At 72.2% G+C, this 11,843-nt stretch carries 9 protein-coding genes; 4 read left to right on the top strand and 5 right to left on the bottom strand.

Annotated features, from left to right (window positions below; translation table 11 throughout):
• A partial coding sequence (locus AB0C20_RS12320; protein WP_357567964.1) for a HAMP domain-containing protein occupies positions 1 to 2,066 on the bottom strand: 2,066 nt, incomplete at its 3' end.
• Between the two features lie 294 nt (positions 2,067 to 2,360).
• Here AB0C20_RS12320 and AB0C20_RS12325 point away from each other — a divergent pair.
• The gene (locus tag AB0C20_RS12325; protein WP_357179414.1) at positions 2,361 to 4,433 is read left to right on the top strand and encodes a SpoIIE family protein phosphatase; all 2,073 of its coding nucleotides are present in this window, start codon (positions 2,361 to 2,363) and stop codon (positions 4,431 to 4,433) included.
• A gap of 48 nt (positions 4,434 to 4,481) precedes the next feature.
• On the top strand, positions 4,482 to 4,913 hold the full coding sequence (locus AB0C20_RS12330) for a hypothetical protein (protein ID WP_357567959.1): 432 nt from the start codon (positions 4,482 to 4,484) through the stop codon (positions 4,911 to 4,913).
• A 52-nt stretch (positions 4,914 to 4,965) separates the two neighbouring features.
• Here AB0C20_RS12330 and AB0C20_RS12335 read toward each other — a convergent pair whose 3' ends face one another.
• Positions 4,966 to 6,324, bottom strand: coding sequence for an FAD-binding oxidoreductase (locus tag AB0C20_RS12335; RefSeq protein ID WP_357179408.1), 1,359 nt, complete (start codon positions 6,322 to 6,324; stop codon positions 4,966 to 4,968).
• A 96-nt stretch (positions 6,325 to 6,420) separates the two neighbouring features.
• On the opposite strand from AB0C20_RS12335, the gene AB0C20_RS12340 reads away from it, so the two are divergent.
• Positions 6,421 to 8,517 (top strand): S9 family peptidase, encoded by a 2,097-nt coding sequence (locus AB0C20_RS12340; RefSeq protein WP_357179405.1) that lies wholly within the window; start codon positions 6,421 to 6,423, stop codon positions 8,515 to 8,517.
• Positions 8,518 to 8,676: 159 nt separating this feature from the next.
• Complete coding sequence (locus AB0C20_RS12345) at positions 8,677 to 8,862, top strand: hypothetical protein (RefSeq protein ID WP_357179402.1); 186 nt, start codon at positions 8,677 to 8,679, stop codon at positions 8,860 to 8,862.
• Positions 8,863 to 8,879: 17 nt separating this feature from the next.
• Here AB0C20_RS12345 and AB0C20_RS12350 read toward each other — a convergent pair whose 3' ends face one another.
• From AB0C20_RS12350 to AB0C20_RS12360, 3 genes are read right to left on the bottom strand one after another with little or no spacing between them, the layout of a single operon-like run.
• Entirely contained in the window at positions 8,880 to 10,412 is a 1,533-nt protein-coding gene (locus AB0C20_RS12350; protein WP_357567961.1) for an FtsX-like permease family protein, read from the bottom strand.
• Entirely contained in the window at positions 10,409 to 11,110 is a 702-nt protein-coding gene (locus AB0C20_RS12355; protein WP_357179396.1) for an ABC transporter ATP-binding protein, read from the bottom strand. The genes AB0C20_RS12350 and AB0C20_RS12355 overlap by 4 nt, the downstream gene beginning before the upstream one ends.
• Complete coding sequence (locus tag AB0C20_RS12360; RefSeq protein WP_357179393.1) at positions 11,107 to 11,643, bottom strand: PadR family transcriptional regulator; 537 nt, start codon at positions 11,641 to 11,643, stop codon at positions 11,107 to 11,109. The genes AB0C20_RS12355 and AB0C20_RS12360 overlap by 4 nt, the downstream gene beginning before the upstream one ends.
• Between the last annotated feature and the right edge of the window lie 200 nt (positions 11,644 to 11,843).

Genomic DNA, 11,843 nt, shown 5'->3' on the forward strand with positions numbered 1-11,843 from the left:
ACGGTGATCTTCTGCGACAGGTCACCCTTCGCCACCGCCGTCGTCACCGAGGCGATGTTGCGGACCTGGCTGGTCAGGTTCGACGCCATCGAGTTGACGTTGTCGGTGAGGTCGCGCCAGGTGCCGGAGACGCCCTTCACCTGCGCCTGACCGCCGAGCTTGCCCTCGGTGCCCACCTCACGCGCGACCCGGGTCACCTCGTCGGCGAACGACGACAACTGGTCCACCATCGTGTTGACAGTCGACTTCAGCTCCAGGATCTCGCCCCGCGCGTCCACGGTGATCTTCTGCGACAGGTCACCCTTCGCCACCGCCGTGGAGACCTGGGCGATGTTGCGGACCTGGGCGGTCAGGTTCGACGCCATCGAGTTCACGTTGTCGGTCAGGTCCCGCCAGGTGCCGGCGACCCCGCGTACCTGTGCCTGGCCGCCCAACTTGCCCTCGGTGCCCACCTCACGCGCAACCCGGGTCACCTCGTCGGCGAACGACGACAACTGGTCCACCATCGTGTTGACAGTCGACTTCAGCTCCAGGATCTCGCCCCGCGCGTCCACGGTGATCTTCTGCGACAGGTCACCCTTCGCCACCGCCGTCGTCACCGAGGCGATGTTGCGGACCTGGCTGGTCAGGTTCGACGCCATCGAGTTCACGTTGTCAGTCAGGTCCCGCCAGGTGCCGGAAACGCCCTTCACCTGCGCCTGACCGCCCAGATTGCCCTCGGTGCCCACCTCACGGGCCACCCGGGTCACCTCGTCGGCGAACGACGACAACTGGTCCACCATCGTGTTGACGGTGTTCTTCAGCTCCAGGATCTCGCCCTGGGCGTCCACGGTGATCTTCTGCGACAGGTCACCCTTCGCCACGGCCGTGGAGACCTGGGAGATGTTGCGGACCTGGCTGGTCAGGTTGCCGGCCAACTGGTTGACGTTCTCGGTGAGGTCCCGCCAGGTGCCGGAGACGCCGCGCACCTGGGCCTGACCGCCCAACTTGCCCTCGATGCCCACCTCACGGGCCACCCGGGTCACCTCATCGGCGAACGACGACAACTGGTCCACCATCGTGTTGACGGTGTCCTTCAGTTCCAGGATCTCGCCCTGCGCCGCCACCGTGATCTTCTGCGACAGGTCGCCGCGCGCCACCGCAGTGGAGACCTGCGCGATGTTACGGACCTGGGCGGTCAGGTTCGACGCCATCGAGTTGACGCTGTCGGTCAGGTCCTTCCAGGTGCCTGCCACGTTCGGCACCTCGGCCTGGCCGCCCAACTTGCCCTCGGTGCCCACCTCGCGGGCCACCCGGGTGACCTGCTCGGCGAAGAGCCGCAGCGTGTCGGTGAGGTAGTTCATCGTGGCGGCCAGCTCGGCCACCTCACCACGCGCGCCGACCGTGATCTTCTGCGACAGGTCACCCTTGGCCACCGCCGTCGCCACCTGCGAGATCGACCGCACCTGGCCGGTCAGGTTCGACGCCATGGTGTTCACCGAGTCGGTGAGGTCCTTCCAGGTGCCGGCGACGCCCCGCACGTCGGCCTGGCCACCCAACTTGCCCTCGGTGCCCACCTCACGGGCCACCCGGGTCACCTCGTTCGAGAACGACGACAGCTGGTCCACCATCGTGTTCACGGTCCGCCCGATGCGCAGGTACTCACCGCGCAGCGGCCGGCCGTCGATCTCCAACGCCATGTGCTGGGACAGGTCACCGTCGGCGACCGCCACGATCACCCGGGCGATCTCGGTGGTCGGTCGACCCAGGTCGTCGATCAGCGAGTTGATCGCCCGCTGCCCCTCCGCCCAGGAGCCGTCCAGCCCCTCGTCGTCGAGCCGCTCGGTGAGCCGGCCGTCACGACCGACGATCCGGCTGATCCGCCGCAGGTCCAGGTACTGCCGCTCCTGGAGCGAGACCACCTCGTTGAAGGCGTCCGCCACCTCACCGGCCGCGCCGGCCCGGCGGGGAAGCCGGACCTTCAGGTCGCCGCGCCCGATCCGTCGCAGTGCCTCGGCCAACTCACCGAGGAGCGCCTCGTTGTCGGGCGCGGACGGATCCGCCACCGACTGCTTCGACGTGGTCATCATTCCTCGCTCAACTCGGGGGGCGCCGGTCCGTGCGGACACACCGGCACCCCATATTGTGCCCGCGCGCGCCGTGGTGCCAGGGTGCGCGACCCGCCAGGTGGCATCGATCGCGCGTCGACCCGCCCGATCGGCGTCGAGCCGGCACGGCTCGCCGCAAACCTCGCCCGGCTCCCGCACCGGTCGTTTCGACGCGTCAACCCGCTCGCTGCCGCCGGTGCCGCTGACCGACGCGACAGCCCGCGATTGGTGATCGGCTTGGCACCCGGCAGGGGGACGGTGGAGGATACGGGGGTGTCAGCCGAGGCGGGGGCCGCGACGGCCGGGGCCCGGGACGGGGCCGTCCGGCGTGTCCGGCTGCCCGCCGACCGCCGTACGCCTGCCGCCGCCCGCGCCGTGGTCCGCTCCGTGTTGACCGAGTCACACCTGGACGAGCTGGCCAACGAGGCGCTGCTGCTCACCACCGAGCTGACCACAAACGCCGTCGAACACGCCCGCACCGAACTGGACATCGAGGTCGTCGCGGACGAGATCGGGCTGACCGTCACCGTCTCCGACTTCGCCCCCGGTTCCGGCGACGAGCTGACCGTCGGCGACCGCAACGACTCCACCGAGATCAACGAGGTCTCCGTGCGGGGCCGGGGCCTGTTGCTGGTCGACCACTTCGCCAGCCGCTGGGGCACCACGTACCTGCCCACCGGAAAGGGCGTCTGGTTCCGGCTGGACCGCCCCGGCGCCGACCCGCCCTCCGGGGGGAGCATCGGCGAATCGACACCGGCCAACGCCGGCCCCCGGACGAGCACCGACGGGTCCGCGCCGAGCGCCAGCGCGATGAGCGAACTCATGCAGACCACCCCCGACCTGTACGGAGACGACCCGCTGCCCGACTTCGCCACAAGCCTGCTCAGCCGGGTCGCCGAGATGGTGGGCGCAGCCGGCGGCACGATCCGCCTGGACCGGGGCGACGGGCAGGGCCGCCAGGTTCTGGCCCGCTTCGGTCGGCCGCCCCGCCCCGGCAGCGACCTGCTCCGGGTGCCACTGACCGTGCACCGCCCGTACGCCGGGGAGTTGGAGTTGGACGCGGCGCCGTCGGCGTACGCCCAACCGTTGGCGGTGCTCACCGCCGAGCGGCTGTCGCTGCACCTGGAGAACGACCGGCTGCGCCGGGCCGACGTCCGCCGGCAGGTGTGGCTGACGTTCCTTGCCGAGGCGAGCGAACTGCTGGCCCAGTCGCTCGACGTCGACCTGACCATGGCGCTGGTGCCGCAGTTGGTGGTGCCGCGACTCGGCCAGTGGTGCGCGGTGCACACCACCGACGAGTGGGGTCGGCTCCGGCTGGCAGCGGCCAGCCACGCCGACGAGTCGATGCTTCCGCAGTTGCACAAGGTGCTGGCGGAGACCGGGCCGGACTCGATCCAGGCCCGCCTGCGCGAGGCGTCCCGCAACGCGGCGCAGATCCCCCTGGGCGGGCCGATGGAGGGGTTCGCCGTCCCGCTGATCGCCCGCGGGCAGCGGCTCGGGACCCTGGCGGTGGGGCGGCACCAGCGGCACCGGCACGACCCGGACGAGGTGGCAGTGTTGGAGGACGTGGCCCGGCGGGCCGCGCTGGCCATCGAGAACGCCCGGATCCACGCCGAACGCCGTCGGGTGGCGCAGACGCTCCAGCAGTCCCTGCTGCCGCCGGTGCTGCCGCTGGTGGACGGGATCGGTTTCGCCGCCGAGTACGTCCCGACCGGCGACGACGCCGAGGTGGGCGGCGACTTCTACGACGTGGTGCCGCTGCCCGACGGGCGCTGGCTGGTGGTGATCGGTGACGTCTCGGGCAAGGGTGTCCAGGCCGCCGCGGTGACCGGGCTGGTCCGGGACGTGATCCGGGTGCTGGTCGGCGACGGCAAACCGTTACCGGAGGCGCTGGCACGGCTCAACGAGACACTTGTCGAGCGCGGTGGCGGTCGCTACTGCACGCTGGCGCTGGCAGCGGTCGGGCAGGGCGAGGGTGACCAGTTGGACGTCTCGCTGCACCTCGCCGGGCACGACCGACCGGTGCTGCTCGCCGCGGCTGGCGGCGCCGAGTTCGTCGGCACCGGCGGCACCGCGCTCGGCCTGCTCGACACGATCACCTCGCCGACGGCGGAGATCACGCTCGCGCCAGGCGATGCGCTGATCTTCTACACCGATGGCGTCACCGAGCGGCGGCGCGGCCGGGAGTTGTTCGGCACCGACCGACTGCGGGACGCCGCAGCGCCCCTGGCCGGATACTCGGCCGACGTGGTGGCCGCCCGGCTGCGCGCCGCAGCGATCAACTTCTCGGTCGAGCCGCCCCGGGACGACATCGCCATCCTGGTGCTCCGCAACGACGCGCCCTGACCGCAGCGCGGCCCCCGGCTGCCGGGTGCACTCGGTAGATTGACGGCCATGACGAGCGTCGCGCAGGTCACGTCGTACTCCCGGCCGGCGGTCCGGGCCCTGATCGTCGCGCAGTTCGCCACCATCGGCGGGTTTTTCGCCGTGCTGCTGCTCTACGTCGGTCGGATGACGAGCGCCGGCGTCGGCCCGACCGAGATGCTGACCGGCGCTTACGACCCGAAGGACATGATCCCGTTCGGGATGGCTGGGCTGAACCCGTTCCTCTGGCTCTATGCCGTGGTCGGGATGCTCTATGTGGTGGGTGCGGTGCTCGCGCTGCCGTTGGCGATCGTCGCTGTGGCGTTGGCCGCCCGGGAGCGCGCTGCCCTACCCCGGGCGACCCGGTCACTGCTGCTTGCCGGCGCAATAGGCGGTCTGCTGGTGCTGGTGACCCGTTTCACCCCGCCGCTGCTGGACATGCACCGGTGGTGGATGGACTGATCTCGGCCGAGCCGCACCGGCCCGGCCGACGGCTCACAATGCCGGCCCGGCCTCACAGGCCGCCGGGGAGTCGCCCGGGCGCGAGCCGGTGCTCCGGATCCAGGTGCCGCTTCGCGGCCCGCAGCTGGGCCAGGCCGGCCAGCTCGCCCCAGAGGTCGACCGCCTGACGGACCGCCGCCGGAGCGGAGACCACCACGCAGCGGCCCTCCCGGGCCAGCAGCACCCCGCGCACGGCGGCCAGGATGGACGCCACCCGATCGGCCGCCAGCGCCCCGGGCAGTGCCGCGTGCACCACGCCCAGCCCGGCGGACCCGCGCACCGGCACCGGCGCTCCGGCCGCGTCGCGTAGCGCGTAGACGGCGGCGTGCAGGTCGCCGATCGGCACCTCCAAGCGCAGCGCCGTGTCACCGGGCGCGAACGGGTAGCGCCGCCACCACGTCGGCGCGGAGTGGGCGATCGTCGCCTCCCCGTGCAGCAGACCGACCAGCCGCTCGGCGCGCTCGGTGACGTCGGCGGGGCCACCTTCCAGAAGGACCACCAGGCTGCCGGCCCGGGACGGGGCACCGGCCCGGCCGGACATCGACGGATGACGTTCCCGAGCGGTGGCCGCCGGGTGACCGGGCGGGTACGGCGTACGGGGGCGGGGGGTGCCTCCGGGCAGGTCCAGCTCGATGGCCGACGGCTCCAGCCGAGCGGCGAGGATCGTCCGGACCAGGTCGTGCACCTCCAACGGCGTCCACACCGGGCGGGACACCCAGAGCCTGCTCGCCGGCACCGGCTGCACCCGCAGGCTCGCCGACACCAGCACGCCGAGCGCGCCCTGGGAGCCGCAGAGCAGGCGGGCCAGGTCGAGCCCGGGCGCGCCACCGCCGACGCTGATCAACTCGCCGTCGGCGGCGAGGTAACGCACACCGAGCAGTTGGTCGCAGGGGCTGCCGTGGCGGTGGCGCAGCGGGCCGGCCTCGCCGGCGGCGAGCACGCCGCCCACTGTCGCGCCGGGCGAGGGGGCGTCCATCGCGAGCCGCTGCCCGGTGCGCTCCAGGGTGGCCTGCACCGCCCGCAGTGGGGTGCCGGCCCCCACGTCGGTCACCAGTGGATCGACCGGCTCGTGACCGATGCCGGCCAGCCGGCCGGTGTCGAGCAGGATGTCGACCTGAACGGGGGCGGCACCCCAGTCGATCTTCGTGCCCGCACCTCGGGGCACCACCGCCAGATCGTGCACGGCGGCCAGTCGCAGCACCTCGGCGGCGGCGTGTGGGCCGCCCGGGACGGCCACCCAGCGCGCCGGTCGCCCCGCCACCTCGTCGGCGGGCCCGGCCAGCCGGGAGAACGGTGGACCGCAGATCGCCGCCAACCGCCGGGTGATCTCGAGGGCTCCGGACCGGCCGAGGGAACTCGCTGCTGCCGCCATGCCGGCTATCGTACATGTGTTCGAAAGACGTGGTGGGGAGTATCGGGATGCCGCTGGTCCGGCGCGCTGCGCCTGCCGGCCGGTAACGTGGCCGCCGTGACCACCGAGACTGCCCCGCCCGCGGCGAAGCGGGTGCCCAGCGAGCGCACCCACCACGGCGACACAGTCGTCGACGAGTACGCCTGGCTCGCCGCCAAGGACGACCCGGAGACGATCGCCTACCTGACCGCCGAGAACGAGTACACCGACGCGCGTACGGCACACCTGGCCGACCTGCGCGCCGACCTGTTCGAGGAGACTCGCCGACGCACCCAGGAGACCGACCTGTCCGTGCCGACCCGCAAGGGCGGACACTGGTACTACACCCGCACGGTCGAGGGGCAGCAGTACGGGGTGCAGTGCCGCCGGGCGGTCCGCGACGGTGAGACCGACCCGCCGGTCAGCACCGACGGCGCCCCGCTCGACGGCGAGGAGGTGCTGCTCGACGGCAACCTGCTGGCCGAGGGGCACGACTTCTTCTCGCTCGGCGCGTTCGACGTCAGCCCGGACGGTCGCTGGCTGGCCTACTCCACCGACTTCTCCGGTGACGAGCGCTTCACCCTGCGGGTGAAGGACCTGACCACCGGCGAGCTGCTGCCGGACGAGGTGCCGGACACGTTCTACGGCACCGCCTGGTCGTCGGACGCCTCGGTGCTGTTCTACGTGACGGTGGACGACGCCTGGCGGCCGAACCGCGTCTGGCGGCACACCATCGGCTCGGCGGCCGCCGACGACGTGGTGGTCCACCAGGAGGACGACGAGCGGTTCTGGGTGGGGGTGGAGCTGACCCGGTCGGAGAAGTTCATCCTCATCGACGTGCACAGCAAGGTGACCAGCGAGGTGCTGGTGATCCCCGCCGGCAACCCGACCGGCGCGCCGGCCGTGATCGCCGCCCGCCGGCAGGGCGTCGAATACACTGTGGAGCACCACGGCCACCGCTTCCTGATCCTGCACAACGACGGCGCTGAGGACTTCGCGCTGGCGTTCACCTCGGCGGACGTACCGGGCGACTGGGTGCCGTTGATCGAGCACACCCCCGGAACCCGGCTGGAGGCCGTCGACGCCTTCGCGAACCACCTGGTGGTGTCGCTGCGCACCGACGGGCTCACCGGGCTGCGGGTGCTGCCGGTGGGCAGTGACGACGGGTACGACATCGACTTCCCCGAGCCGCTGTACAGCGTCGGGTTGGACGCCAACCCGGAGTACCGCACCGGCCAGGTCCGGTTGCGCTACTCCTCGCTGATCACCCCCGACTCGGTGTACGACTACGACCTGGTCACCCGGCAGATGGTGCTGCTCAAGCAGAAGCCCGTGCTGCCCGGGCCGGACGGGCGACCGTACGACCCGGCCGAGTACGAGCAGCACCGCGACTGGGCGCTCGCCGACGACGGCACCCGGGTGCCGATCTCACTTGTCTGCCGCGTGGGCACCCCAAGGGACGGTTCGGCGCCCTGCGAGCTGTACGGCTACGGCTCGTACGAGGCGAGCATGGACCCGTGGTTCTCGGTGGCCCGACTGTCCCTGCTGGACCGGGGCGTTGTCTTCGCTGTGGCGCACATCCGGGGCGGCGGTGAGCTGGGCCGACGGTGGTACGACCAGGGCAAGCTGCTGGCCAAGAAGAACACCTTCACCGACTTCGTGGCGTGCGCCCAGCATCTCGTCAAGGCAGGCTGGACTGCCAGCGACCGGTTGGTCGCCCGGGGTGCCTCGGCCGGTGGCCTGCTGATGGGCGCGGTGGCCAACCTCGCGCCGGACGCGTTCACCGGGATCGTGGCGCAGGTGCCGTTCGTGGACGCGCTCACGTCGATCCTCGACCCGTCGCTGCCGCTGACCGTCACCGAGTGGGAGGAGTGGGGCAACCCTCTCGACGACCCCGAGGTGTACGCGTACATGAAGTCCTACACGCCGTACGAGAACGTGGCCGCCGTGGACTATCCCGCGATCCTCGCGGTGACCAGCCTCAATGACACCCGGGTGCTCTACTCGGAGCCGGCGAAGTGGATCGCCCGGCTGCGGGCGGTGGCCCCGAGCGGCGACTACCTGCTGAAGACCGAGATGGGTGCCGGGCACGGCGGCCCGAGTGGTCGCTACGACTCGTGGCGCGAGGAGGCGTTCATCAACGCCTGGATCCTGGACCGCATCGGCCACGCCTGACCCGTCGGGTCGACATGATCGCGCTCGGTGGTGGGAGTAGTCCCCTCGGCGGCTCGGGGAGGCAACTACCTCCATGATCGGGCGCGATCATGGCCGGGTCGTTCACGCGCGGCCTGGCCTTTCCAGGTCGCGGCCGATGTCCCGGCCTAGACTTCCGCTGTGACCGGGGCTACGGATGGTGACGGCGGAGCCGCCGAGGACGTCCGCCGACCGAGCGTGGCAGCGGTGGCGCGGGACCGCCGGGTCTGGCTGATCCTCGCGGTGGTCGCCGGCCTGCTGGTCTGCTGCTGTTCGGCAGTGGTCGGCACCCTCATCGCACTCTCCTCCGGCCTGCTCGGCGCCTGACCTGGCCCGCCCTCGGTTCAGGTCGTGCGCAGCTCGTCCAGGGCGGTGCTGGAGCGCAGGAAGAACAGGCCGACACCGACCGTCACCAGCACCGCTACCAACGCGCCGGCACCGAGCCAGGCCAGGTGCTCCAGGGGTACGGCAGGAACCCGCTGGACCTCGGGTAGGTGGACGATCTGGGTGTACTGCCCGCGGGTGGCCGGATCGGCACAGAGCGCCGCCGTGGCGGTGCAGGACTCCATCGACGACACACCCGCCACGGCTCCGGGAAAGAGCCCACGACCGAGCAGCGTGCCCACTGTGAGCGCGAGCAGGATCGCCGGCACGGCCGGCACCAACGCCTGCCAGGCCACCGAGCGGCTCAGCGTGGCGCGGGGCACCCCGGTGGCGACCAACGCGGCGTACGCACGTCGACGGGCGACGATCCCCTCGACCAGCGCGACCATCAGCCCGCCCGCCGCGATCAGGATGGCCACCGCGACTGCGGTGTCGACCAGATCCATGGTGTCCAGGTAGAACGAGGAGCCACCTGCGTCCGCCCCGACGAGCAGGTTCCGCTCGCGGTCGAGCTGGTCCTGCGCGGCGAACTGGGCGCGCAACGCAGCTGCGCCGGCGCCGAAGATCAGGGCGGCGAGCAACGCCGCGAAGGTACGGCTGCCCGCCCACGGGTCGGCCATCAGCCGGCCCGCCGCGAGCAGGGCCGGGGCACGGCGGGCGTGCCGACGCAACAACCGCCCGCAGTGGTACGAGATCCAGCCGGCGCCGAGCACCACCCCGATCATCGCCGCGAACGCACCCGCCGCCAACAGCAGCGGCACCAGCCAGGCCACCACCTCCGCGTCGCCGGAGAACCGTTGGATCGCCGGGCGGATCCCCGCGATCGAGACCACGCCGGCCCCGATCAGCAGCCCCGCCCACGGGCCTGGTCCGCGCTCGCGGGCCGCCTTGCGAGTCACCCCGAGCGGACTGGTGGTGACAGTACGCAGCATCAGGGCGGTGGCCAGCGCCGCGACGACCGGCAGACCGAGCACCACGCCGGCCAGCGCGCCAGTCGACGGCAGCACGTCGGTGGGCAGGGCCAGTTGACCCTGCGCGTCCGGGCGGTGCAGCAGATCGCGGCCGACCAGATAGACACCCAGCCCGACGAGCGTGCCGAGCAGGGCGGCCACGCCGGTCTCCAGCACCACCAGCCGGGTGACCTGCCCGGGCGTGGCGCCGGCCAACCGGAGCGCGGCCAACCGGCGGTCCCGTGCCGGCGCGCCGAGCCGGGCGCACTGACCGGCCAGCGCCAGCACCGGGACCATCAGCATCAGCAGTGCGAACGCCGTGCCGCCGCGCAACCCCGGCTCCACCAACAGCGCGTTGTGATACTGCTCCGACCACCTGTTCTGGTTCCCGTCCGTCGCGGCGGGAGTCGGGATGGCCAACACGGTGAACGCTGCGAGCCCGGCCACTGTCGCGAGCAGGGCGCTGAGCGCGGTGAGCACCACCCGGGCGGTGTCGGTGCGGGTGCCGGCGAGCGCGAGGCGGAGCAGCGTCGCCGGTCTCACCGGGCGCCGCCGGCCAACGGCACGTCGAGCCCCAGGCCGGTGTGGTCCACCAGGCCGTCACGCAGCACGATCTCCCGATCCGCGTACGCGGCGATCCGCGGCTCGTGGGTGACAAGTACGACGGCGGTGCGCTGCTCGCGGGCGAGCCGGACCAGTTGGGTGAGGACCTGCTCGCCGGTGAGCGTGTCCAGTGCGCCGGTCGGCTCGTCGGCGAAGAGCACCCGAGGCTCGGTCACCAGCGCCCGCGCCGTGGCGCAACGCTGCTGCTGACCCCCGGACATCTCACCCGGCCGGACGTCGGCCACCTCGGCCACCCCGAACCGTTCCAGCCAGGTGAACGCCGCCGTCCGTGCCTCTCGCCGCCCCGTGCCGGCGAGGAGCAGGGGCAGGGCGACGTTCTCGGCGGCGGTCAACTCGGCCACCAGCTGACCGAACTGGAACAGCACCCCGAACTCGGTGCGCCTTAGCCGGGACCGGGCCGCCTCCGACCAGGTGTCGATGCGGTGCCCACGCCAGGTGACCTCGCCGGCATCCGGCCGGAGAATCCCGGCCAGGCAGTGCAGCAGGGTCGACTTGCCGCAGCCGCTCGGCCCGGTCACGGCGACGATCTCGCCCTCCGTCACGTCGAGCGTCACGCCGCGCAGTGCGGGCGTCGGGCCATACGCCCGAACCACGCCGCGAGCCTGGAGTTGCGTCACGGATGCACCTCCCGGTGCCAGTCGGCGACCCGGCCCAGGGTGGCGTGCAGCCACCGCAGATCCGCGTCGAGGTGGGCGATAGCGAAATCGGCAGCGACCACGTCGCTGAGAGTGGCGGCCTGATCGGCCTTGACCGCGGTCAGCTCCCGCAGCCGTGCGGTGTGCGCGGCCCGCTGGGCGATCAGGTACGACCGGGCCCGATCGACGTCGGCGACCAGCAGCGCCACCACTACCTTGGCGAAGAGGGTGCTGGCCACGTACGGCATGGGCGCTTCCACGGTGGACAGCCACTGGTCCAGCGTGACCCGCCCCTGGTCGGTCAGCGCGTACGCGGTGCGATCCGGCCCGCCCACCCGGTCCTGGCCGGCGGCAGCCACCAGCCCGTCGCGTTCGAGACGACCGAGAGTGGCGTAGACCTGGCCAAAGGCCAGTGGCCGAGCCCGCGGCAGCCGCTCGTCGTGCGCACGCTTCAGCTCATACCCGTGCCGGCTGCCCCCAGCGAGCAACCCGAGCAGAACGTGCGGCGTAGACACCCCGCCCACTATTCACCCAGCGAATACCCAAGTCAACAACCCCCTCCCCCACCCCCACCCCCACCCACCCCTGCCCCACCCACCCCAGCCCACCTGGTTGATCAAGACCACCACCCGCGCCCAGGCGGTTCGGGTGGCGCCGGCACTGCTCAACTCGCTGCCCGCCGGCACCGACCTCGCCCCACTCGACCTGCCCGCAC

Source organism: Micromonospora sp. NPDC048843, from assembly GCF_040649965.1.
GTDB lineage: Bacteria > Actinomycetota > Actinomycetes > Mycobacteriales > Micromonosporaceae > Micromonospora > Micromonospora hortensis.

Excerpts from the sequence above, each read along its gene's own strand:
- AB0C20_RS12330 (WP_357567959.1), top strand. The coding sequence starts at position 4,482 with ATGACGAGCGTCGCGCAGGTCACGTCGTACTCCCGGCCGGCGGTCCGG.
- AB0C20_RS12335 (WP_357179408.1), bottom strand. The coding sequence starts at position 6,324 with ATGGCGGCAGCAGCGAGTTCCCTCGGCCGGTCCGGAGCCCTCGAGATC.